This window comes from Neobacillus sp. OS1-2, assembly GCF_030915505.1.
In the GTDB taxonomy this organism is placed as follows: Bacteria; Bacillota; Bacilli; order Bacillales; family Cytobacillaceae; genus Neobacillus.
Genome location: NZ_CP133265.1, coordinates 1474121 through 1496777, shown reverse-complemented (window position 1 = coordinate 1496777; position 22657 = coordinate 1474121). Strand labels below are relative to the sequence as shown.

General features: G+C 43.0%; 21 protein-coding genes, 1 rRNA gene and 1 pseudogene. 18 read left to right on the top strand and 5 right to left on the bottom strand.

Annotation, left to right across the window (positions count from 1 at the left end; all coding sequences use genetic code 11):
• The first annotated feature begins 5 nt into the window (after nucleotides 1–5).
• The 8 genes from RCG19_RS07345 to manA all read left to right on the top strand — a co-directional run bounded on the left by RCG19_RS07345 (nucleotide 6) and on the right by manA (nucleotide 8129).
• Nucleotides 6–287, top strand: a complete 282-nt coding sequence (locus RCG19_RS07345; RefSeq protein WP_166244984.1) for a PTS sugar transporter subunit IIB — start codon at nucleotides 6–8, stop codon at nucleotides 285–287.
• Between the two features lie 34 nt (nucleotides 288–321).
• Nucleotides 322–1698, top strand: coding sequence for a PTS ascorbate transporter subunit IIC (locus RCG19_RS07340; RefSeq protein WP_308110290.1), 1377 nt, complete (start codon nucleotides 322–324; stop codon nucleotides 1696–1698).
• Nucleotides 1699–1807: 109 nt separating this feature from the next.
• On the top strand, nucleotides 1808–2659 hold the full coding sequence (locus RCG19_RS07335) for a transketolase (protein ID WP_308110289.1): 852 nt from the start codon (nucleotides 1808–1810) through the stop codon (nucleotides 2657–2659).
• On the top strand, nucleotides 2656–3612 hold the full coding sequence (locus tag RCG19_RS07330) for a transketolase family protein (protein ID WP_308110288.1): 957 nt from the start codon (nucleotides 2656–2658) through the stop codon (nucleotides 3610–3612). Before RCG19_RS07335 ends, RCG19_RS07330 begins: the two co-directional genes overlap by 4 nt.
• A gap of 282 nt (nucleotides 3613–3894) precedes the next feature.
• Nucleotides 3895–4773 carry an aldose epimerase family protein gene (locus tag RCG19_RS07325; RefSeq protein WP_308110287.1) on the top strand — a complete coding sequence of 293 codons (879 nt, stop codon included), beginning with the start codon at nucleotides 3895–3897 and terminating at the stop codon, nucleotides 4771–4773.
• A 213-nt stretch (nucleotides 4774–4986) separates the two neighbouring features.
• A complete protein-coding gene (locus RCG19_RS07320; RefSeq protein WP_308110286.1) occupies nucleotides 4987–6045 on the top strand; it encodes a PrsW family intramembrane metalloprotease in 1059 nt (352 codons plus the stop codon).
• A gap of 593 nt (nucleotides 6046–6638) precedes the next feature.
• A complete protein-coding gene (locus RCG19_RS07315) occupies nucleotides 6639–7166 on the top strand; it encodes an NUDIX domain-containing protein (RefSeq protein ID WP_308110285.1) in 528 nt (175 codons plus the stop codon).
• An 18-nt stretch (nucleotides 7167–7184) separates the two neighbouring features.
• A complete protein-coding gene (gene manA, locus RCG19_RS07310; protein ID WP_308110284.1) occupies nucleotides 7185–8129 on the top strand; it encodes a mannose-6-phosphate isomerase, class I in 945 nt (314 codons plus the stop codon).
• 631 nt (nucleotides 8130–8760) lie between these two features.
• On the opposite strand, the gene RCG19_RS07305 is transcribed toward manA, so the two are convergent.
• A complete protein-coding gene (locus tag RCG19_RS07305) occupies nucleotides 8761–11151 on the bottom strand; it encodes an immune inhibitor A domain-containing protein (RefSeq protein WP_308110283.1) in 2391 nt (796 codons plus the stop codon).
• 348 nt (nucleotides 11152–11499) lie between these two features.
• Between RCG19_RS07305 and RCG19_RS07300 the strand changes: the two genes are divergently transcribed.
• From RCG19_RS07300 to RCG19_RS07290, 3 genes are all read left to right on the top strand, one after another.
• Nucleotides 11500–12048 (top strand): signal peptidase I, encoded by a 549-nt coding sequence (locus tag RCG19_RS07300; protein WP_308110282.1) that lies wholly within the window; start codon nucleotides 11500–11502, stop codon nucleotides 12046–12048.
• A 52-nt stretch (nucleotides 12049–12100) separates the two neighbouring features.
• Nucleotides 12101–12817 (top strand): hypothetical protein, encoded by a 717-nt coding sequence (locus RCG19_RS07295; protein ID WP_308110281.1) that lies wholly within the window; start codon nucleotides 12101–12103, stop codon nucleotides 12815–12817.
• Nucleotides 12818–12887: 70 nt separating this feature from the next.
• On the top strand, nucleotides 12888–13505 hold the full coding sequence (locus tag RCG19_RS07290; RefSeq protein WP_308110280.1) for a hypothetical protein: 618 nt from the start codon (nucleotides 12888–12890) through the stop codon (nucleotides 13503–13505).
• 106 nt (nucleotides 13506–13611) lie between these two features.
• On the opposite strand, the gene RCG19_RS07285 is transcribed toward RCG19_RS07290, so the two are convergent.
• Nucleotides 13612–14415: a sulfite exporter TauE/SafE family protein gene (locus tag RCG19_RS07285; protein ID WP_308110279.1), complete on the bottom strand. Its 804-nt coding sequence runs from the start codon at nucleotides 14413–14415 to the stop codon at nucleotides 13612–13614.
• 204 nt (nucleotides 14416–14619) lie between these two features.
• Between RCG19_RS07285 and RCG19_RS07280 the strand changes: the two genes are divergently transcribed.
• Together RCG19_RS07280 and RCG19_RS07275 are read left to right on the top strand one after the other, a co-directional pair.
• Nucleotides 14620–14916 carry a LysR family transcriptional regulator gene (locus RCG19_RS07280; protein ID WP_308110278.1) on the top strand — a complete coding sequence of 99 codons (297 nt, stop codon included), beginning with the start codon at nucleotides 14620–14622 and terminating at the stop codon, nucleotides 14914–14916.
• Complete coding sequence (locus tag RCG19_RS07275) at nucleotides 14880–15503, top strand: LysR substrate-binding domain-containing protein (protein WP_308110951.1); 624 nt, start codon at nucleotides 14880–14882, stop codon at nucleotides 15501–15503. The genes RCG19_RS07280 and RCG19_RS07275 overlap by 37 nt, the downstream gene beginning before the upstream one ends.
• 405 nt (nucleotides 15504–15908) lie before the next feature.
• Here RCG19_RS07275 and RCG19_RS07270 read toward each other — a convergent pair whose 3' ends face one another.
• Nucleotides 15909–17138: an anaerobic sulfatase maturase gene (locus RCG19_RS07270; protein WP_308110276.1), complete on the bottom strand. Its 1230-nt coding sequence runs from the start codon at nucleotides 17136–17138 to the stop codon at nucleotides 15909–15911.
• Nucleotides 17139–17261: 123 nt separating this feature from the next.
• On the opposite strand from RCG19_RS07270, the gene RCG19_RS07265 reads away from it, so the two are divergent.
• The 4 genes and pseudogenes from RCG19_RS07265 (at nucleotide 17262) to RCG19_RS07250 (ending at nucleotide 19465) form a co-directional block, all read left to right on the top strand.
• Entirely contained in the window at nucleotides 17262–17537 is a 276-nt protein-coding gene (locus RCG19_RS07265) for a hypothetical protein (RefSeq protein WP_308110275.1), read from the top strand.
• Nucleotides 17538–17564: 27 nt separating this feature from the next.
• Nucleotides 17565–17870 (top strand): hypothetical protein, encoded by a 306-nt coding sequence (locus tag RCG19_RS07260; RefSeq protein ID WP_308110274.1) that lies wholly within the window; start codon nucleotides 17565–17567, stop codon nucleotides 17868–17870.
• 19 nt (nucleotides 17871–17889) lie between these two features.
• A pseudogene (locus RCG19_RS07255) lies at nucleotides 17890–18729 on the top strand (formylglycine-generating enzyme family protein); the annotation flags it as partial.
• Between the two features lie 172 nt (nucleotides 18730–18901).
• Nucleotides 18902–19465 (top strand): CBO0543 family protein, encoded by a 564-nt coding sequence (locus RCG19_RS07250; RefSeq protein WP_308110273.1) that lies wholly within the window; start codon nucleotides 18902–18904, stop codon nucleotides 19463–19465.
• A 94-nt stretch (nucleotides 19466–19559) separates the two neighbouring features.
• On the opposite strand, the gene RCG19_RS07245 is transcribed toward RCG19_RS07250, so the two are convergent.
• Both RCG19_RS07245 and RCG19_RS07240 read right to left on the bottom strand, forming a co-directional pair.
• A complete protein-coding gene (locus RCG19_RS07245) occupies nucleotides 19560–20030 on the bottom strand; it encodes a CBO0543 family protein (RefSeq protein ID WP_308110272.1) in 471 nt (156 codons plus the stop codon).
• Nucleotides 20020–20523, bottom strand: a complete 504-nt coding sequence (locus tag RCG19_RS07240; protein ID WP_308110271.1) for a CBO0543 family protein — start codon at nucleotides 20521–20523, stop codon at nucleotides 20020–20022. The genes RCG19_RS07245 and RCG19_RS07240 overlap by 11 nt, the downstream gene beginning before the upstream one ends.
• Before the next feature lie 473 nt (nucleotides 20524–20996).
• Here RCG19_RS07240 and RCG19_RS07235 point away from each other — a divergent pair.
• A 16S ribosomal RNA gene (locus RCG19_RS07235) occupies nucleotides 20997–22595 on the top strand.
• Nucleotides 22596–22657 lie beyond the last annotated feature (62 nt).

Below are 22657 nucleotides of genomic sequence, written 5' to 3'. Positions count from 1 at the left end.
GTAGGATGAAAATTTTAGCCGTATGTGGATCAGGTTTAGGAAGCAGCTTTATGTTAGAGATGAATGTTCAACAAATCTTAGGGGAATTAGGGGTTAGTGGGATTGAAGTCGAACATTCAGACCTCAGTTCAGCAACGCCTGATGCAGCGGATCTCTTTATTGCCGCCAAGGACATTGCCGAAGGAATGGGTCATTTAGGAGAGGTGATTGTCATCGAAAGCATTATTGATATGGATGGCCTGCGCTCTAAATTAAAAGAGGTTCTTGCTCAAAAAGGATTGCTTTAAAAAAATATCATCGCCATTAAAAGGAGGGTTACCCATGGGGGAAAGATTTCTTAAACTAGTCATGGATATTTTGAGTACGCCAGCTGTTTTGGTTGCGTTAATTTCCTTTGTTGGACTTATTATTCAGAAAAAGGCTTTAAGTGACATTATTAAAGGTACGGTCAAAACCTTTTTAGGCTTCCTCGTTATTAGTGCCGGGGCCGGGATTATTGTTGGTTCCCTTGATCCTTTCGGAAAGATGTTTCAAGAGGCGTTCCACGTAAATGGGGTGGTACCGAACAACGAAGCAATTGTGGCGATGGCCTTAACGAAATATGGCAGCACGACCGCCTTTATTATGTTCTTCGGTATGCTGGCCAATATCTTAATTGCACGCTTTACGAGACTTAAATATATCTTCTTAACCGGACATCATACCTTATATATGGCTTGTATGCTTGCTGTAATCTTAATGGTTTCAGGCTTAAAAGGTGTACCGCTTGTGATTGTTGGTTCCCTGGCCTTAGGTTTAATCATGGCCGTATTCCCGGCCATCTGTCAGCCGTTTATGAAAAAAATTACGGGTAATGACCACGTTGGATTTGGGCATTTTTCCAGCTTAGGTTATGTTCTTTCAGGTCTTGTTGGAAAGGCTGTCGGAAAAAATTCACGGTCAACTGAAGAAATCAATTTCCCTAAAGGGTTGGGCTTTTTACGTGATAGTTCTGTCACGATTTCGTTGACGATGATTATTCTTTATGTGGTTATTGCCCTCTTTGCAGGTCCATCTTATATCGAAAAAGAATTGAGCGGTGGCACACATTATCTTGTATTCTCGCTGATTCAGGCGGTTACGTTTGCAGCAGGGGTATTTGTGATCCTTGCCGGTGTTCGACTCGTCTTAGCTGAAATTGTTCCTGCGTTCAAAGGGATTTCAAATAAACTTGTGCCAAACTCTAAACCGGCGCTTGACTGTCCGATTGTCTTCCCATATGCACCAAATGCTGTTCTAATCGGTTTCTTCTCAAGCTTCGCGGGTGGAATTGTCGGGATGATTATCCTCGGTCTTACAGGTCAAGTCATTATTTTACCTGGTGTGGTTCCCCATTTCTTCACTGGAGCAACTGCTGGTGTATTCGGTAATGCGACAGGCGGTGTCCGCGGTGCAACCCTTGGCTCATTCGCAAACGGTTTGCTGATTACCTTCCTGCCAGTCTTCTTAATGCCTGTTCTTGGCGACTTAGGATTTGCTAGCACGACTTTCTCAGATGCAGACTTTGCTGCATCGGGCATCTTCCTTGGAAATATGGCTAAATCGTTTGGAGCAACTGGCGTTACGGTTACCGTTGTGGGCTTGGTCTTACTTGCAGTGGTATTCGGTATTTTCAAAAAAGGCAAAGACGGGAATAACTCACAACAAATCGGCGCTTAATTTTTCAAAAATCTCAGGTACTCTTGGGGTGTTCCAGTCGATTTCTGACCCACTCTAAGAGTGCCTTTTTTCTTGCACGGTATCAACATTGAAAAGGGGAGGATTATTCATGAGTATGGATCTTCAAAAACTAGAGACATTTCGCGATAAAATTCGGCTAATGACGTTAAAGGAGTTATCCCATCTTGGTTTTGGTCATTATGGCGGAAGCTTGTCGATCGTTGAAGCGTTGGCGGTGTTATATGGGCAAGTCATGAAGGTGGATCCAAAAGACCCAAACTGGGAGGATCGTGATTATTTTATTTTATCAAAGGGTCACGGAGGCCCAGGGCTTTATGCCGCCTTGGCGGTGAAAGGTTTTTTCCCGGAAGAAGTGCTTTATACCTTAAACCAAAATGGAACGACTCTCCCTTCCCATCCTGATCGAAATTTAACACCGGGTGTGGATATGACAACCGGTTCTTTAGGTCAAGGGATTTCAGCGGCTGTTGGCGTAGCCCTTTCTCATAAACTATCAGCTAAGGATAATTTTACGTATTGTATCGTGGGTGATGGTGAATTAAATGAGGGCCAGTGTTGGGAAGCCTTTCAATTTGCCGCCCATCACAAATTGAATCACCTCTTTGTGTTTATCGATGACAATAAGAAGCAGCTGGATGGCCGTACAAAGGATATCATTGATCCACTTGATTTTGAGGAAAAATTTGCCGCGTTTGGTTTTTATACATTGAAAGTAGACGGCAGTTCATTGCAACAAATCTATGAAGCTATCGAAAAAGGAAAAGCGCAAACGGCTGGGCCGGTTGCGATTATTCTTGATACCGTTAAAGGCCAAGGTGTTCCCTACCTGGAAGAAAAGGCAGACAATCATCATATCCGTCCCAATCAAGCCGATGAAGCCGCTATTTTAGATGCCATTGAGACATTGGAAAATAAACTTGGAAGGGTTGTGAAGTCATGATGCAAGCACCATCCAAAACGTATGAACTAGACAAAATGGAAATGCGGCAAGTGTATGCCACTACCATTTTAGAATTGGCGAAGGAAAATCCAAATATCATTGCCTTGGAAGCAGATTTGATGAGTGCGATTACAACGAATAAAATCATCAAGCAAATTCCTAAGCAATTAATCAATTGTGGCATCATGGAAGCCAATATGACGGGGGTTGCAGCAGGATTATCGATCACAGGCAAAATCCCTTATGTGCATACGTTTGGCCAATTTGCCACGCGCCGTGCCTTTGATCAGCTCTTTGTGTCAGGGGCCTATGCGAAAACGAATATAAAAATTCTCGGATCTGATGCAGGCGTAACAGCTGAACATAACGGGGGCACACACATGGCTTTTGAAGATCTAGGGCTTGCCCGCTTGATCCCGAACGCTACTGTGTACGAAGTTAGCGATGCCGCCATGCTCCGATTCCTCCTTAGAAAAATAGAAAAAGAGCATGGAATTCATTACATCCGGACGATACGAAAGAATGCCGTTAAGCTGTACGACGAGAATGAGATCTTTGATGCTGGAAAAGGAAAGGTTCTCCGCGATGGCAGCGATGTGACGATCATTGCCAGTGGGATTATGGTGGCGGAATCCCTTAAGGCTGCTGATTTGCTTCACGAACAAGGTGTAGAGGCAGCCGTTATTGACATGTACTCCATCAAGCCGATTGATCAAGAGTTGATGGTGAAATACGCTAAAAAGACAGGTGCCATTGTCACGGCTGAGAACCATAATGTTATTGGCGGTTTAGGCAGCGCAGTGGCTGAGGTTCTAAGTGAACACTGCCCAACAAAAATGAGACGAATCGGCATAAAAGAACAATTCGGCCAAGTCGGCAAAGCCGAATACCTGAAAAAGTTTTACAAACTCACAGCCGGAGACATCGCCGGTGCGGCGCGGGAATTAGTATAGCAGTATGTTTTAAGGGGTGAGTTCTACTGCTTTTGAGCAGGGGGCTTGCCCCTTTATTCATTATCCTAGGCAAAGGGCCAGGACGAACTGATCTCCGATGATTTGATGACGATCATTTTGGTAGACTGGTTTGCGTTTTGGTTTTCATAAGTATGAAGAGTGATTGTGCAACGGAATTTTCCCTCAAGTGGAAAATGACTCCTATCTTTTTGCATCTTGGCCCTAGAACGAATAAAGTAAGGGAGTTGGGGATGATTTTTTCACTGAAAGGAATGGAAAGACATGTATCAAGTTAACGTCGAAATGGATTCTAATTATCAGATTTATGTGCTGAAGGATACGGATACCGATTCATGGGTGAAGGTGGCACCTGAACGGGGCGGGATCATCCTTTCTTATGGTGTTGCCGGGGATGAGTTCCTTTATTTAAATGAAGAAACGTTTATTAATCCGGATGCCAATGTCAGAGGGGGCATTCCTATTTTATTTCCTATCTCGGGTCAATTGTCGAATGGAACCTATGTGTGGGAAGGAGAAACCTATTCGATGAAAAACCACGGGTTTGCCCGTAATCTTCCCTGGGAAGTGGTGGAGATCGATACCACGAATCGAGCGGCGCTTACGATTCGGTTGGCTAGTAATGAACAAACAAGGGTTTCCTATCCGTTTGATTTTGAGGTTATTTTTACTTATTCGCTTGAAAATGGCAAGCTCACGATTGACCAAGAATATAAAAACAAGGGAGACCGGAGTATGCCAATCTCTGCTGGATTTCACCCATATTTTAAAACAAGCGGAAAGCATCTTTCCTATACCACCGATGCCACCCGCTACTATGATTATAACGATGGGGTAGAAAAGGAGTTTACGGGTAGCGTCGATTTAACAAACTTAAAAGAATCGGTGCTGTTGTTAAATTCGAGTCAGCCGAATATTTCCTTCCAGCCTCCAGGTCAGAAGAAACCGATCACTTTACGTTATGGTTCTTCCTTTAAATACGTGGTGTTATGGACGGAAAAGGATAAGGAATTTATTTGTGTTGAACCATGGATGGCAAAGAATGATGAGTTTAATCGCGGTGAAGAACTTGTCATTATTCAGGGCGGTGATAGCCTTAAAACGGTATTCAGTATGGAAAGTGGGGGACGGATGCCGCTCTAAAGGGCTGTTCTGATCTTATATGCAAGCGGATGGAGGCAGGGAGGATTCCTTTGCTTCCATTTTTATTTTCATCGAAATTTTGGCCCAGCATTTTCAAATATATGTCCAATAGTTGGGCATACTCTTTTTGAGATTGCTGTTTACTTTTGAAGGTAGTTGAACAGCTTGTCCAACAAACCTTGGACACCATTACATCAAAAGGGGTGAGAGTAGTTGGAATGCCCGCAATGTGTTTACGCAAATCCGGATGGAGTCAAGTTCTGCATAAATTGTGGTGAAACATTTGCGAAGGATACCTCGCAAGTGGACGAAAACAGCTTTTTTTATGAATTTGCTCATTATGTCGATATGGTTCCGAAAATGGAACGATCGATTGAACCAAAGTTTCAAAATGTCTTTTCCCGTGTTTTCCGAGAACACAGTGAACTGGAAGCAGAACGGCTTTTTATCGTGGGAACGGCACTTACGACACCTAAAATTACCGAAGTAACGGATACATGGCCAAAGCCATGGCTGTTTGCAAGGGTTTTCGTCATTGCACTGCTTGCATTCGCAGGATTTTATATAGGCGTCGACTATTTTAGAAATATCAACTTTATCCCGGGGCTTCTCATGATTGGGGCATCTGCGGTTCCGTTGACCACGTTAATCTTCTTCTGGGAGATGAACGCCCCGCAGAATATTGCCTTTTACCGCGTTATTTTTGTTGGGTTCATCGGCGGAATCCTCTCCATGCTAGTGGCGCTTGTATTTTTCGATATATTAAAAAATAATATCAATCCGATCACGATTGGCATTACCGAGGAGCTGGCCAAAGCGATAATGGTCATTAGTTTTGTCCGGTATCGAAAATACAGGTATATTTTGAATGGACTCCTCATTGGTGCCGCTGTTGGTGCCGGTTTTGCTGCATTTGAAACAGCGGGATACGCCCTCCGATCGCTTATGTCCGGGGATGCCCAAAATCTCTATACCACCATTCTATGGCGCGGGCTTTTAGCTCCCGGCGGGCATGTGGCCTGGGCGGCTCTGACAGGCGCGGCCTTTTGCCGGGTACAAGGGGATCAGCCCTTTAGGCTGAATATGTTAGTCAAAATAAAATTCTTACGCGTCTTCCTCTTAGTCGTGGTGATGCATGCACTATGGGATACACCGATTAACGGTATGTTTCCTTTTGGACAGATCTTTTTAACGTTGGCATCATGGGTAGCGGTGTTCCTGCTCATTCGGGCTGGTCTAAAGGAGATTGGGGAGAAAAAGTTGCTGGTCTAAAAAATCATAGGGACAGTATTGCTGGCGGACATGACTAAATCATAATCGCCCGGTGGAATCCTGGTCGGTTTAGTGCACAAAGAAATGAGTAATAAGCTTGATCCAACCGAAAAACGCAACCCATAAGGGGATACTTAGTGATGTACCCCAAAGTAATCCAACTAATAGATTTCCATCCCTTTCCATGAAATCCACTCCCACCGAGTTTGATAGTTGCACCTGAATCTTGTTATGTTTTTCAATTGTATGTCGGATGTAATCGCTTACAATGAAACGAATCTTGGAGCGTTTTATACCTATTGGTAATGTAATAGTAGCAAATAATTGAAGAGAAATAATGAGAAATTTGTCGTGATCAACGAAAAGCTAATCGACAGGTTTCGTACCCCTCTTTTTACTATTATTGACGTTCATTCTGAGTTAAAATCAGATGGAGGGGTACTATCTATCTAGCGCAAGCCTTCATGCCATATATCTTGATTCTTTCACCGAAAAGGATTATTCTGGGTGGCGGAGTGTGCACCTGGTGTTGTTGGGGCTTGCGAAGAACGAGGAATCAGTACATAAGTAGGATAGTAAGGGGTGATGGAGAAATGACTTGGAGTATTGCTACTTCTATTAAAACAAAGGTGGATCGTTTTGGGATCACCATTGATCGGGTTGTTCTGCCAAATGGCGAGGAAAAGAACTTTTCCTATTTAGATTTTGCAAAGGGTGTTTGCGTTCTGCCTATTACGAAAGATCATGATGTAGTTTGTTTAAAACAATATCGTCATGCGCTTACCAGTTGGCAATGGGAATTACCTGCGGGGATGATTGATCACGACGGAATCGATCCTCTTGAGGTTGCGAAAAAAGAGCTAGAGGAAGAGACAGGCTATGTGGCCGAGCACTGGCTTGATTTAGGAAGCTTTTATCCGTCACCAGGTTCCACGACGGAGGAAATCTATTTGTTTGCGGCGGCTGGCCTCACTCCCACAGAGCAAAATCTGGAAAACAGTGAACAAATTGAATTACATACAGTCACCATGCAGGAATTGAAAGACCTGATTACGAGTGGAGATTTCAAGCATGGTGCAGGACTTGCTGCTGTTTTACGCTACAAGTTTATGACGGATTAGATTTGAGGAGGTCTTTTTATGCAACCGTTATTTTTACAACCCGTTTTTAAGGAAAGAATTTGGGGCGGCACCGCTTTAAAGGAAGAGTTCGGATATGCTATTCCGACTGAACATACGGGAGAATGCTGGGCTATTTCTGCACACCCGAATGGTCCATCGGTGATTGAAAATGGGCCATTTGCCGGAATGACATTGGATAACCTATGGAAAGAGCATCCTGAATTATTTGGGAATCCTAGTGGAGAAGTATTTCCACTGTTAACGAAGATTCTAGATGCAAACATGGATTTATCTGTTCAAGTACATCCAGATGATGCTTATGCCAAGGTTCATGAGAACGGTGAGCTCGGAAAAACAGAATGCTGGTATATCATTGACTGTAAAGAAGATGCCGATATGATTTTCGGCCATAATGCGCTTTCGAAGGAAGAATTGGTTGCGCAAATGAATGATGGAAAATGGAACCAGCTACTACGCCGCGTGAAAATCAAGCCAGGCGACTTTTTCTATGTCCCAAGCGGTACGATTCATGCTCTATGTGAAGGGACGCTTGTGTTAGAGACCCAGCAAAGCTCCGACACTACTTATCGGGTCTATGATTATGACCGTAAGGATGCAGAAGGAAATCTTCGTGACTTGCATTTAGAAAAAGCCATCGAAGTTACGACTGTACCGCATAAAGATACTGTGAGTTCGCCACGGGTCGATGAACGTGCCGATGTGACGATCACAACGTTTGTGGAGTCTGACTTTTTCTCTGTTTATAAATGGGATCTTCACGGAAAGGCATCGTTTCCCGCACATGAACCGTATTTGCTGCTAAGTGTAATTAAGGGAGACGGGGCGCTGCTTCATGAGGGCGAGCGGTTTGGGTTGAAGAAAGGGACGCATCTTATTATTCCTGCCGGATTTGGCGAGTTTGAATTGGATGGGAACTGTGAATTGATTGTGTCGCATACGTAATTCATTTTTTTAAAAAGAGAAAAGCGTAAAAGAATGACAGTAGTTATTGGTATATAAAAAAGTAAAACTCGTCATTATTGGCGAGTTTCTTTATTAGGAATACAATACACCTAAAACCTCACCGTATTGCATTATTTCTTGGATTGTTGCGATAAACCTCTCTCCTTTTTAAATAAATGGATTGTCCTTTACTAAGCAACCAGCAAAAGGTAAATAAGCGGAGGCTTTCCGGTTAAATGGATACTGGAGACTTTTTCGGAGGAAATAAGGGGAGGTTTTCCGGTTATACAAAGAAAGATCCCTCGTTTTCGTATTTTTCGAGTAAATAGGCGGAATCTCTCCGACTATTTAAGCCTTTTTTAATAATAATTACCGATTAAGCGGAATCTCTCCGTCTATTATCAGCTCGGGCGCTTAACCTGTTCCCCCAACCAATAAATGCGGCCCTGTCTACTTGGAAGTTTCAGTGATTTTTTAGCTAAAAATCCCCGCAGACCTTAAATACTTCGTGGCTAGATAAAAACTCGCTGAAAGGATAAAAAAGCCGATATTCCTTCCAAACTGATGGAAAGGAAATCGGCTTCTAGTATTCATCTACCATCAGAAAGTGGCAGATCCATTAGATAGAATCCTATTTTGATAGAGTGATGGAACCAACGGACTTATCTTTTGCTTGGTCATTAACAAGCACTTTTAATCCGTAATGGCCAATATTACGTCCTGCATCCGGTAAGAATGCATTGTTGTAATCTTTACTGTCATTGAATAGATTCACACCCGGCTGGCTAGGGAAGAGTAACGATTGCCCTGGGTAGGAAATATTCAATCCAGATGTTGGGAAGAAGTTAAACGCAGCATCGGCAAGATGGAATTTAGTAACCGCTTGACCAAGTACTTTATTACCATTCTTGATTAAGAGATTCGTATCATCATGGGCATCGACAACGCCTAGGAATCCATCTCCAGGGTGAATACCTGTCCAGTTATCGGTAAAGCTGTCATCAACATACCAAACCACTAATCCACCATCATAGCTCATGAGAGAGTTTCCGCGGCGAAGGTGAGCAAGACCTGCGTCTACACCTTTTTGGTTACGCCATTCTAGTAAATAGTATTGATCTGTGTATTTGTTTCCGTCAAACTTCTCGAATCCATTTAAAGTAAAGGCAGGAGTGTCAGTTTCACCGCCCTCTTCGACGATGGTTTGACCATCAGCGACCACTTTAATATTGTCGGCGAAGAAGCCTGTGAACGATGAGCCCCAGTCGGTAATATAACGTAAGCGTAACTTGATATTTTGGCCTGCATATGCGGAAAGATCAAATTTCTCCTCTTTCCAGCCATCAGAATTTCCACTAAACCCTGGTAAAGATTCTAAAATAGTAGGGTAAGCTTCAGCCACGGCATCAGAATTAGTATCCGCATTTCCTAACGATTTCCAAGTCGCACCGTTATCCGTAGATACTTGAACGAAGGCATAATCCCATTGCTCTTCAATATCAAACCAAGCATCAAACGTTAATTCTGCAGAGGACTTACCAGTTAAGTCAACATCCGTTACCATGTTGGTATCGATTTCATCTGCTTGTCCGCCCCAGAATTCATAGCTTCCGGTTTTCGGTGTGTTAACCGGTGATTTCTTTGTAGGAAGATTCACTTGAATCGCTTGATTGTTTTGACCAAGTGGAGAGTTGGCCTGGTCTAATAAGAAGTTAACACCTTTTTTATTAATATCTGCAAGGTCTATTTTTGTTGGGTTTGTCCATTTTCCGCCTAATGTGGATTGGAAATAAGATTTAGCCCATGGTGAGAATCCAGTAGGTTCTGTTCCAGGAATGTCACCAGACCAAGAACCTGAAGACATAATCGACCAGTATTCAATCGGGTCACCAGCCCCAGAGTAGATGGTATCATACTCATCCGGTAAGCCTAAATCGTGACCGTATTCATGTGCGAATACACCTGTTGCACCATCTTCCGGCATAACAGTGTAGTCATAAAAACCAGGAAGCCCTTTGCCAAGTCCATCCGGATCAACGAACACAGCAGAACGATGGGACCAAATCGCGTTATCGCCAAGGGAACCGCCGCCAGCTTCTTGACCCATTCCGGAGTGGATGATTTGTAAGTGGTCAACTAAACCGTCTGGCTCCCAGTAATTGCCGTCACCATCTAAATCATGTGGATCTTCTAAATCATAATCTTGCAATGGAACATTTGCTGCTTTCGCTGCATTTAAAGCATCGCCAATTAATTTGCTTGCGCCGCCTGGTGCAAGATTATCATGACCGCCGGAAGGTGAATCTGCTCCGTAATATTTTGCTGTTCCAGGTACTTTCAACCAGCCATAGGCTTTCCCTTCAACGGTGTATGTACCGCCAGATTGCTGCTCATAGAATTGCTTTTGTGAAACAAAATTTTCTCCATTTGGACCTTTTACGCCATTCTTTCCAAAAATCATATCCTCGAAATGCTGGGTGTTATAGTCCGTATAGTAGTTATCCGTTTCATTCTTTTTGATTTTGTTGTGCGCAAAATCGGAGTATTCAACCATCAAGGTGAGAAGTTTCCCTTTTTTCTTAATCCCTGGTGAAGCAGATTCCTTCACTGGATCCGGATGAGTCTTACTGCCTTGTAGTTTTCCACTCGTTCCGGCTTTTGTCTCCTTCTTGAACTTTTCGTGCTTTTGGGATTCCGCCGCCTTCACTTTTGGTGCAAGCGGGTCCTTAATTGTATTGGTGCCCACCTGTTTTCCCTTAAACGCTAAATAATCGGCTAAGGCTTTTTGCTTCTCAGCCTCGGAAGCATCAGCAGATAGTTTCCCCTGCTTGATCAAAAGCGCAATAATTTTTTCGTCATTTACTAGTGCTAGATCGAGTGCGCTTTTTGCATGAGATAAATGGGCCTTTGCTGTACTAGGACTACTAGCACTAGCAGAGACGGGTAGATTTCCCGGAATCCCTGAAAATAAGGTTCCGGCAATTACCATGGTTGTGAGACCAGACTTGATCAATTTCTTCAATGAAAAACCCCCTAAAATTTATTTTTGTCACAAATACATATTATTCTAAAAATTAAGAGAATAAAATAAGAGTCGCTCATCAAATTTTGACAGCATGAAAATATACATTTTTTAGATAGATTACTAGAAAAAAGGTGTAAAAACATGATTAAAACAGGGGAAAGGCGGGATGTTCTAAAAAGCGCACCATTGAAAATATCAATGAATTTCCTCTTAAACAAAGAAGATTATGCCAAAAATTGTCGCTATTTAGCGAACATTTTTGTTCTCAATAACGTTGACTTGTTCGTTTAAGTTTAGTAGATTTGTCAATACAGGAGTGAAATTACGAGAGAAGGATGTGGTTCGTTGTTTAGAAGAATGAAAGTATTCACCTATCTTCTCATAACCCTCGTTATTGGAAGTATTGGTTTTCTTTTATTCATTACTATTCAGGGGAAAGGAAATCCAAATCAAATCCCCACTTACTTTGGATATAAGCCACTCACTGTTTTAACAAACAGTATGGAGCCTGCCATCAACGCAGGAGATATGATTTTTATTAAAGCCAAACAGGCTGCTGCGGTCAAAAAGGGAGACATTATCACCTTTAAGCTTTCTGAAGATAAACTGATCACGCACCGAGTAGCCACAGTTACACATGAAGGATTTTTGACAAAAGGGGATAACAACAATGTGGAGGACGAGTGGGTAGTAGACCCTGCCAACATGATTGGTGAGGTAAAATTCATACTCCCGAATGCCGGCTACATAGCGAAGTTTTTGGCTGGTAAAATTGGGTTCGCCTTATTCATCCTCCTTCCTTTATTGTTGTTTTTCCTAATTGAAGTGTATCAAAGAGTCTATCGAAATTTGGAGAAACAGGAAAGCAAAGGAACATCAACGGTTCCGAGATAAACCATTGGTAGTAATGATTAAACTATATAACCATTTTAGGGGGAAACTGAGAATGAAAAAAGTACAAAAAGCGTTGTTAGCAACATCTTTGGCGGGTGCATTAGCAGTAAGTGCAGGATACGGTACATATTCATGGTTCACGTCCAGTACAAAAGCAAGCGGTGCCATTGATAATGGTACATTATCGGTAAATAATGGCCAGGATATCTCTACTAAATTATTTAGTGCTAGCAAATTTGCCCCGTCCCAAGTTGTGAAAGGGGATTATATCGCAATCCAAAACACGGGCGATATGGCTCAAACCTTAAAAGCGAACTATACGGCAACAGTGGACAAGGCATCTGCAGATCCCTATAAAATCTATTATCTAGCATTTAAATACAAGGTAACGCCTGATATGGATGAAATCCAGGATTGGAGATTGGAGTGGGAGAAAGGTTTCTTCGATGGAAACCATAATGAGCGTTCCGTTCAAGCTTTAGCAAAATCTAATGCATTACCAAAGGGCGTAGAAGTGGTGACGGGTGAAGCTACCGTTGAGGAAGCGCAAGCAATGGCGGCACTTTCTAAAGCGGCTAAATCGGAAAATACCAAAACGTATAAACTTGGAAACGATGAGTTCTTTACACTGCAAGAGGATGAGTATATTGGGGTTGTGTTTGATGTTAAGCTTGATCAAAATGCAGGGAATGAGTATCAAGGTGCAAAATATGATGCGACGTTGACGGTTCAAGCTAAGCAAACAGATAACGGAGCTAAATACAAATAGTAGAAGGTAGGGGCGGTCGGCTGGCTGCCCTTATTTTTAATAGAATTTCGATAGCAGAAAGGAGATTGAAATGAATACTCGGGTAGAGAGAACTTGCCTTCAAAGGAGAAAACGAAATACAAAGATTCATTTTTTTACATCTTTTGCAGGTATCCTTTTGTTCTCGATATGTAGTGTGGCGGTAACATCAATCCCTGGAACCTTTGCATGGTTTACCTCAGAAACCAAGGCAACAGGGACTATTCAAAATGCTACGACTGCTGATTTATTAACGATTCAGGCATCTGAAGTTACATATGAAGAAAATTGTTCACTTGGCAATGCTGTTTCGATCAAGAATATATCGGATCTCGATACGACTGTCCGTGTTTCTGTTAGGACTACCGACGGAGAGGTGGTTCTAAGGGAGCAGCATGTAAATCCTCATGAAACCTTAGTAACAAACCCTGCTGATCTAACTAAAATTCTCGGAAATGAATGTAAGGCGGTTCAGATTGAATACCGAATTCATGCCTTTACTCATTTTGTGGATGAGCCTTTTGTCGTATCCGTTGATCCGACAAAAATGAAACAAATGATTCCGCCCCCATCTGTCGGCAGCGACATGAAGGATGTCACGAAAGATCAAGAGGAAATCGTGAGCCAGGATGATCAGCAGCAAAATAGCGAGGTTATTCCTACTCCGTAAGCTGTGGCCATTTAGGAAGGTCCTTTTTAGGAGTATAGGAAGGAAATCGGGCGGATAGGTGTATCTGCTCTTTTTTTTGCCTGAGAAGCATCCATTATTATTTCATCTAGGTGAAATACATACGGAACCCTATCACCATTAGGAGGACAGAAAGCATTTGAATAATCATTTTTCCGGGAATTCGCTGGGCTACTAAAACACCAATCTGGGATCCTATGATAACCCCCACGCCTCCCCATATGACCGTTATCCAATCAATGTTACTATAAAACATCTGTGAAACGACGCCAACCGATGAATAAAGGGTGAGCGAAAAAATGGAAGTGGCTGTTGCATAATGGGTGGAAACTTTAAAGATATAAATTAAAATGGGAACAAGTAGCCAGCCCCCGCCAATCCCCAGATAACTTGATAACACGCCCATGAGAAAACCAAGTGGGAACAGCCATGTTACCTTAAGCTGTGGTTTGTCTGTTGGGGATGTTGCGGTTACGTCTTCCGACAAGGTTCTGCCTTCTCTGCTCACTTTTCGAACAGCAAACGGGGAGTTTTTTGCAAATAAAAAGACGCCGAGTGCAACAAGTAAGCTGGCAAAGACGACATAGAAATAACTGGATGAATACATGTGAAGCAGATAAACTCCCAGTAAGGAACCTGGGAAAGCACCAATCCCGAGAAGGATTCCTGTTCGATAATTAATCCTTTTTTGCTTCGCATATCCAAATACTCCTGATAAGGAGTTAATTAAAATGATGACAATCCCGGATCCTGCTGCAATGGTGGGCTCCATATGAAATAAAAGGAGAAGTGCCGGGACAAAGATAAATCCTCCTCCGGCTCCAACTATTGTTCCGTAACCGCCCGCAATGACACCAACCGCCAAAAGCAGCAAACCTGTTGTTATTTCCATAAGTGGTCCCCCCCTTACTCGATATATTAAACCTAACAGAGGTTGGAGGGGGTGCATAGTTGAATTATTTTATGGGCTATCAGCAATTGTAATACCAACCATTTCGATAGGTTTATTAATTTAAAATAAATGATAAAATTTTTGTTAAGTTACGCTAAGATGGATCTAAAGCCATTTATGACGGACGGGGGTGGGGGAGGAGCAATGAATATTGAGAGTTTAAAAATGTTTTGCACTGTGGTGGATGAAGGAAGTATTAGTAAGGCGGCACGCTTGCGATTTGTCTCGCAGCCAGCTGTTACTAGACAAATTCATCAGTTAGAAGAAGTGTATGGGATGTTATTATTTGAGCGAGTAGACGGAAAGCTACTCCTTTCTGAGGCGGGGAAGACACTCTATCCCTATGCAAAGGAAATCATCGAATACATGAAGAGATCCGTTGAGGCCATTGATGTGCTAAGGGGATCTCAAGATACAGTCCTTCGAGTGGGGCAAGCCTAACCATTGGGGAGTATTTATTACCGGGTTTACTTGGGAGCTTTAGTAAAAGTTTTCCGGATATAAAATTTAGTTTAACCATTGGGAATACACCCACCATTTTATCAAAGCTTGATAATAACGATATTGATATTGCTTTGGTTGAAGGTGCTGTTAAAAAGGAGAACTTTATCATCGAGAAGTTTGCTGAAGATGAGTTGATCTTAGTCGCACCTTTTCAACACAAATGGAAAGACCGAGAAAAGATTCACATTACGGAGCTGCCTGAAGAGAAAATGATTTGGCGAGAGACAGATTCAGGTACACGTCTAATAGTAGAGGAAGCGTTCAAAGAAAAAGGGATCCTCGATCAGATAGAGAGTGCAATGGAGCTTGGAAGTATGCAATCGATTAAAAGTGCTGTCGAAGCGGATCTCGGTGTAAGCCTTCTTCCAAAGCTTACAGTTGTAAAGGAATTAACATACGGAACGTTGTGTGAGATCAAAATAGCCGATTTTCACCTAACAAGAGATTTGTGGATGGTACAAAAAGTCCATCGCTTCCAAAAAACAGGCTTACGACACTTTATTGACTTTATCCGTGGCAAGTGAAGCAGTGAAGCAGGGGACGGTTCTCCTGCTTCCAGTATTGGATCCCGCATTCAAGAACGTTTAGTAGAAAAGGGGCCCAATGGCGCTTATTGGATCCCGCATCCAAGAACGTTTAGTAGAAAAGAGCCCCAATGGCGCTTATTGGATCCCACATCCAAGAATATTTAGTAGAAAAGGGCCCCAATGGCGCTTATTGGATCCCACATCCAAGAATATTTAGTAGAAAAGGGCCCCAATGGCGCTTATTGGATCCCGCATTCAAGAACGTTTAGTAGAAAAGGGGCCCAATGGCGCTTATTGGATCCCGCATCCAAGAACGTTTAGTAGAAAAGAGCCCCAATGGTGCTTATTGGATCCCTTTTCCAAAGGAAGCAAGGGACGGTTCTCCTGCTTCTTCCCCTTTTCCTATTCTAGTAAGGCCTCGCAGCATTTCTTAAATTTCTTCGTACTTCCACAAATACAACTTTCATTTCTTCCGGGTAGTGGGTGACCCGCTTTTTTATACTGATTGATTTTTTGACGCTTCACACTTGTAGCCACTTCTAGCATTCGCTCGTGCGCATAACGATACAATTGTTTGTAACTTTGGCAAAAATACTCCACGACAAGCTGATTATTTTCTCCAATGCGATTTCGCGGGCAGCCGCCGTGACACAATTGCAGAAATTTACATGATTGGCATTGAGCGGGAAGGGCCGGTTTTTTAGCTAAAAATTCTTCCATTAGTTCATTGTTGATGAAAGATTCTAAGGATTGATCCCTGAGATTCCCTAATTTATATTGATCGTGGATGAAAAAGTCACAAGGGTATGCGTCGCCGTTTTGTTCAAAAATAATTGTTTTTGGGCAAGTCTGTTGGTGCGTACAAAGTTCGGCTTGTTGGTGAAGATAGACTGCTAGAATATTATCAAAGAATCGAACGGAGATCTGAGGGTCTCCATTGTTATACCAAACATCAAAGGCCTCGCAAAAGAAGTCTCCATATTGTTTCGGCGTAATGAAATAGTTTCCGGGTTGAGTGATATCCTGTGATTGAAAATCCATACAGGGAATAAATTGAACATGACTAAAGCCTTCACTTTGGTAAAAGTTCATTAATTCCTTTGCTTTAAAAATATTATCTTCATGTAAAACTGTTAATATATTAAAATCAACCTTTGCTTCTTTTAAATAGTGAATACCTTGCATGATCGACGTAAAGCTTCCTTTTCCCGAGCCGGTCACTCTTCTCGCATCATTGATTTCTTCTGGACCATCCAAGCTGACTCCCACTAAAAAGTCATACTTTTTGAAAAACGAGGCCCATTCTTCGTTGAGTAATGTCCCATTTGTTTGAATGGCGTTACTAATCACGGTATTTTTAGGGGCATATTTCACTTGTAGTTGAACCACTCTCTCAAAGAAGTCCAAGCCAGCTAGTAAAGGTTCGCCGCCTTGCCAGGCAAAGGGGACGATTCCTTTTTTTATCGCCATATACTCCCGTATAAATTTTTCCAGTAATACATCATCTATTCGTTCTATTTTTTCGGGTCTTCCATTACATCTACTGTAATAACAATAGTCACAAGCAAGATTGCAGGCTTCTGAAACGGTTTTCCACATAACCCCGGCAATCCCGCGATTCACAAGGACCATGCCTTATACACATGCCAGCGGGCCGTTCGGGATGAACGCTGGTACTATATCCGAACCTATCATCCAGGTCTGTATCGCTTTGACGATGTCACCTTATACGATCTTGACCATGATCCACATCAAATGAAAAATGTGGCTGACGACTATCCGGAAATGGTGAAGAAAATGAATCACCGATTAGCCTTGTGGGAGCAAGAGCATCTAGGATTTCCACGGAATATGGTGGATCCGTTACAAAAGGTGGTTGAAACGGGGCCTTGGAAATATGTCACGCTTGAACAGTGGGTGAATCATCTGCGAACAGCAGGCTGGGAGGAAGCCGCAGATCAACTACTAAACAAATATAATCCTGCTGATGACGTATCATCAGCCTATGGAAAGGCAACAGCAGTCAAGTAACGTATACAAACGAGGGGGAACAAAAGAATGCAGGGTGAAGTAAATACGGAATCAGTCATCCAGGTACAAAAAGAAAAACAAAAGCCGTTTTGGAAACGTGTCGATCATAGACTCATGGTATTTTTATCTTTAGTGGTAGGAATCCTTGTGTGGACGCTTTTATCTACGATTCCATCGGTTAATGCGATCTTAACGAATCCGATCACGATTGCCAAAACATTTGTTACAGAACTATCGAATAAGAATCTAATCACGGATATCGTTGCCAGTATCTACCGTGTGTTAGGCGGGTTTTTGTTAGGACTTTTGGTAGTCGATTGCAATCAAAAATGAAAATGCCCTCACTAAGGAAGGGATGATTTTTCTTAGTGGCGGTAAGACATTAATGGGTTCAAACGATAAGGAAACATTTTCAGAAGATGGAGAAGGCCCTGTGAGAGAGGTTGAGCTCGCCCCATTTTTCATTGATGCATGTACCGTTACAAATGGGGAATTCAGTGATTTTATTGGAGACACAGGCTATAAAACAGATGCTGAAAAATATGGCAGGTCGTTTGTTTTTTATCAATTTTTACACCCTGAGAATAAAAATGTGAGACAATCTGTTCCCGGCACACCTTGGTGGCTGGTAGTCGAAGGTGCTGCTTGGAATCAGCCCGAGGGCCCGGGTTCAACCATTGAAAATCGTTTGGACCATCCAGTTGTCCATGTTTCATGGAATGATGCGATGGCCTATTGCAAGTGGGCAGGAAAAAGGCTGCCTATTGAAGCGGAATGGGAATATGCCGCAAGAGGAGGCCTCGCCCAAAAGAGATACCCTTGGGGAGATAGACTCCATCCAGATGGCAAACATGTCTGTAATATCTGGCAGGGAAAGTTTCCGCAAATCAATCATGGCAAGGATGGATATCTCGGAACGGCCCCCTCGAAATCATTCCCGCCCAATCAATATGGTCTTTATAATATGTCCGGCAATGTCTGGGAATGGTGTTCAGACTGGTTTAGTGCTTCCTATCATATAGAAGGAACAAAGAAAAATCCCCAAGGCCCGCCAAATGGAAGGGATAAACTCATAAAAGGCGGCTCCTACCTTTGCCACAAATCCTATTGCAATCGATACCGAGTATCCGCACGCAGTGCCGTCAGTCCAGACACCTCAAGTGGCCATATGGGATTCCGATGTGTGATGTGAAGCAGTGAAGCAGGGGACGGTTCTCTTGCTTCTTTTTCTTTATCACTCGAAACCCTAAAATATTTATGAAAAGACTAATATTAAGAAGACTAATGGCAAATAATTACCTATATGAACGAAAAATACTCTTAAGGTAATAGAGGTATATATTTGTCATTAGGGGTGGGCTAGCATGGCATTTACTGAAGGAATTGAACAATCTAAAGAAGGCACCCAACTTTTTATCGAAGCAAACAAGATCATGTCTGAAGCTGTTGTTGATCACTTTCTTTTTACCTGGCAATGGTGGTTCGGAATTGGGTTATTTATTGTTCCTTGGATTATTTGGCTCCTCTTTAGAAAAAAGGAAATCACCGGAAGGCTACTTCTTGGAGGTTTGGTAACGATTATTCTATCGTTAATTATTGACCTTATCGCCATTTCATTAGGATTATGGCGTTATCCGGTAAAGTTTATCCCTGTTGGCCCCATTTTCTTACTTCCCTATCATCTTTCGCTAGTCCCAGTGGCCGTTATGTTTACCATACAAATTAAGCCTAAGGCGAATTTACTTGTAAAAGGAGCGATATTGGCAGCTATTTCTGCTTTCGGAGGCATGAAGTTTTTTGTCTGGATTCATTTTTATGAACCGAAAAATTGGTTATCCATTTATGATTTTTGCATTTATATGTTTTTGTTTTACGTTGCTTATTGGTTTACGAAGATCGATGGGTTCCAATCGATATCTAAACAATAATGGAAGCGTGGCAGTAATTGTAAGTAAGAATGTTGAGAAACCCAAATTTTTGAGGGTTTCTCTATTTTTTGTCAGACACATCTGGAGTGTGGTGTTAGTAAGCTTTTCCTTTTGCGAAAAACCAGACACAAAATAAACGCGAAATATAAAACGATAGACAAATTGTAGCCCAAGAAATATACCATTCCCAGTGTAGGTAATTGATGAGTGCTGTATATTTTTCGACAATGACCTCAAAGGCCGTCAACAGAGAACTAAATCCGACATAATAGCAAAATTGAATAAGGCCACTCCGATCATTGGGATACCTTACATTAAAGAGGGCGCAAACAACTGGAAAAGCAAGATATTCAAACGTGAAGCTCGTCCGGTTAATTGAAGCAAATATTCGAACGGGATATTCAAGCAGCCCCCACTCCACGACTACTAAACCAATAAAAAACGTAATGACCTGTTTGAATAAGAAAGCGACAACCGCAAGTCGGATTTTATCTTTGGGTATGAAGAAAAGAATTCCTGCCGCTGAAGCGTACACCGCCAGCAAGACCCACCATTCAATTCTCATTAGCCTTCTCCCACTCTGCTTGAAATAAGGATTTGTCTTTAAAGAACCAATTACAGCAAACCTGACTCACGTAAAAAAGAAACACCATGTATATCCACATCCCATACCACGTCAATGTTTCATATTCTAATAAATCGGTATATCTCTCGAGAACAATATCAAACAACGTGATCACAGTGACCCAGACAAAAAAATAGGTCATTCTAGTTCTTATCCTGCCCGTTACCTTCCTATGAACGTATAAAATGGAAAACAATACGGGATAAAAAAAATAATTGATGGTTAGGGGAAGATCTGTCGCTTTTGGAAACTCCCGAACAGGCGCACGTAACAAACCAAATGTAAAAGAAGGCATATCGCAGAGCCAGACTATTCCTTGAAACATTAAATATGCCAAGAATCCCTTACGCCGATCATTGCTTGGAATAAACAGAATCCAGGCAATAATGCCAAACAACCACATTGCTGCCAGGATCAAATACTCCATCCGCATAATTCAAAACTCCTTTTTTATTGTTAGTAAAAAGTATCTTCTATATTCACGATTTGTATTCAATAAAGCAGGGGACGGTTCTCTTGTCTCATTTTCATTTCACTCCATGACGGTGCGAGTGCAGAGAGTCTTTCTCTGCCCTTTTAGGTGAGAAACGTAGTGGATGGAGAGCATGCCGCTCATTTATGCAGAAAGAAAGATTTTTATCTTTTAAAAAAACGTAAAAAAGGTGTTGACCATCCACGAATATTACTGTAGTATAGGACAAGTCGTCACCGAGGCGACAAAGTATTATAAAAAAAGTTATTGACATTCAGTTGATAATTTAGTAAAATAATAAAGTCGCTTACGAGCGATGAGAACATTTGTTCTTTGAAAACTAAACAAACAAAAACGTCAACAAACAATATTAATCGTGTTTCTTCTATTAAATAGAAGAGCATGAGCCAACGTAACAAATGAGCTAATCAACTTTCTTGGAGAGTTTGATCCTGGCTCAGGACGAACGCTGGCGGCGTGCCTAATACATGCAAGTCGAGCGGATCTTTGGGAGCTTGCTCCCTAGGGTGAGCGGCGGACGGGTGAGTAACACGTGGGCAACCTGCCTGTAAGACTGGGATAACACCGGGAAACCGGTGCTAATACCGGATAATCCATTTCCTCTCATGAGGAAATGCTGAAAGACGGTTTCGGCTGTCACTTACAGATGGGCCCGCGGCGCATTAGCTAGTTGGTGAGGTAACGGCTCACCAAGGCGACGATGCGTAGCCGACCTGAGAGGGTGATCGGCCACACTGGGACTGAGACACGGCCCAGACTCCTACGGGAGGCAGCAGTAGGGAATCTTCCACAATGGACGAAAGTCTGATGGAGCAACGCCGCGTGAGCGATGAAGGCCTTCGGGTCGTAAAGCTCTGTTGTTAGGGAAGAACAAGTACCGGAGTAACTGCCGGTACCTTGACGGTACCTAACCAGAAAGCCACGGCTAACTACGTGCCAGCAGCCGCGGTAATACGTAGGTGGCAAGCGTTGTCCGGAATTATTGGGCGTAAAGCGCGCGCAGGCGGTCCTTTAAGTCTGATGTGAAAGCCCACGGCTCAACCGTGGAGGGTCATTGGAAACTGGGGGACTTGAGTGCAGAAGAGGAAAGCGGAATTCCACGTGTAGCGGTGAAATGCGTAGAGATGTGGAGGAACACCAGTGGCGAAGGCGGCTTTCTGGTCTGTAACTGACGCTGAGGCGCGAAAGCGTGGGGAGCAAACAGGATTAGATACCCTGGTAGTCCACGCCGTAAACGATGAGTGCTAAGTGTTAGGGGGTTTCCGCCCCTTAGTGCTGCAGCTAACGCATTAAGCACTCCGCCTGGGGAGTACGGCCGCAAGGCTGAAACTCAAAGGAATTGACGGGGGCCCGCACAAGCGGTGGAGCATGTGGTTTAATTCGAAGCAACGCGAAGAACCTTACCAGGTCTTGACATCCTCTGACACTCCTAGAGATAGGACGTTCCCCTTCGGGGGACAGAGTGACAGGTGGTGCATGGTTGTCGTCAGCTCGTGTCGTGAGATGTTGGGTTAAGTCCCGCAACGAGCGCAACCCTTGATCTTAGTTGCCAGCATTCAGTTGGGCACTCTAAGGTGACTGCCGGTGACAAACCGGAGGAAGGTGGGGATGACGTCAAATCATCATGCCCCTTATGACCTGGGCTACACACGTGCTACAATGGATGGTACAAAGGGCTGCAAGACCGCGAGGTTTAGCCAATCCCATAAAACCATTCTCAGTTCGGATTGTAGGCTGCAACTCGCCTACATGAAGCCGGAATCGCTAGTAATCGCGGATCAGCATGCCGCGGTGAATACGTTCCCGGGCCTTGTACACACCGCCCGTCACACCACGAGAGTTTGTAACACCCGAAGTCGGTGGGGTAACCTGGGACAAAACTTAACCTCTTATTATATTTATAGGAAGTTAAGTTTTGTCCTAGGAGCCAGCCGCCTAAGGTGGGACAGATGATTGGGGTGAAGTCGTAACAAGGTAGCCGTATCGGAAGGTGCGGCTGGATCACCTCCTTTCTAAGGAATATGCAGTCCTTTCGGACTGATCATAAGGTTGACGTTTCTTGTTTGTTTAGTTT

Bases quoted from the DNA above. Each gene is read 5' to 3' on its own strand.
- RCG19_RS07345 (WP_166244984.1), top strand. From the start codon at position 6: ATGAAAATTTTAGCCGTATGTGGATCAGGTTTAGGAAGCAGCTTTATG.
- RCG19_RS07340 (WP_308110290.1), top strand. From the start codon at position 322: ATGGGGGAAAGATTTCTTAAACTAGTCATGGATATTTTGAGTACGCCA.
- RCG19_RS07335 (WP_308110289.1), top strand. From the start codon at position 1,808: ATGAGTATGGATCTTCAAAAACTAGAGACATTTCGCGATAAAATTCGG.
- RCG19_RS07330 (WP_308110288.1), top strand. From the start codon at position 2,656: ATGATGCAAGCACCATCCAAAACGTATGAACTAGACAAAATGGAAATG.
- RCG19_RS07325 (WP_308110287.1), top strand. From the start codon at position 3,895: ATGTATCAAGTTAACGTCGAAATGGATTCTAATTATCAGATTTATGTG.
- RCG19_RS07315 (WP_308110285.1), top strand. From the start codon at position 6,639: ATGACTTGGAGTATTGCTACTTCTATTAAAACAAAGGTGGATCGTTTT.
- manA (WP_308110284.1), top strand. From the start codon at position 7,185: ATGCAACCGTTATTTTTACAACCCGTTTTTAAGGAAAGAATTTGGGGC.
- RCG19_RS07295 (WP_308110281.1), top strand. From the start codon at position 12,101: ATGAAAAAAGTACAAAAAGCGTTGTTAGCAACATCTTTGGCGGGTGCA.
- RCG19_RS07290 (WP_308110280.1), top strand. From the start codon at position 12,888: ATGAATACTCGGGTAGAGAGAACTTGCCTTCAAAGGAGAAAACGAAAT.
- RCG19_RS07285 (WP_308110279.1), bottom strand. From the start codon at position 14,415: ATGGAAATAACAACAGGTTTGCTGCTTTTGGCGGTTGGTGTCATTGCG.
- RCG19_RS07280 (WP_308110278.1), top strand. From the start codon at position 14,620: ATGAATATTGAGAGTTTAAAAATGTTTTGCACTGTGGTGGATGAAGGA.
- RCG19_RS07270 (WP_308110276.1), bottom strand. From the start codon at position 17,138: ATGGTCCTTGTGAATCGCGGGATTGCCGGGGTTATGTGGAAAACCGTT.
- RCG19_RS07265 (WP_308110275.1), top strand. From the start codon at position 17,262: ATGAAAAATGTGGCTGACGACTATCCGGAAATGGTGAAGAAAATGAAT.
- RCG19_RS07260 (WP_308110274.1), top strand. From the start codon at position 17,565: ATGCAGGGTGAAGTAAATACGGAATCAGTCATCCAGGTACAAAAAGAA.
- RCG19_RS07250 (WP_308110273.1), top strand. From the start codon at position 18,902: ATGGCATTTACTGAAGGAATTGAACAATCTAAAGAAGGCACCCAACTT.
- RCG19_RS07245 (WP_308110272.1), bottom strand. From the start codon at position 20,030: ATGAGAATTGAATGGTGGGTCTTGCTGGCGGTGTACGCTTCAGCGGCA.
- RCG19_RS07240 (WP_308110271.1), bottom strand. From the start codon at position 20,523: ATGCGGATGGAGTATTTGATCCTGGCAGCAATGTGGTTGTTTGGCATT.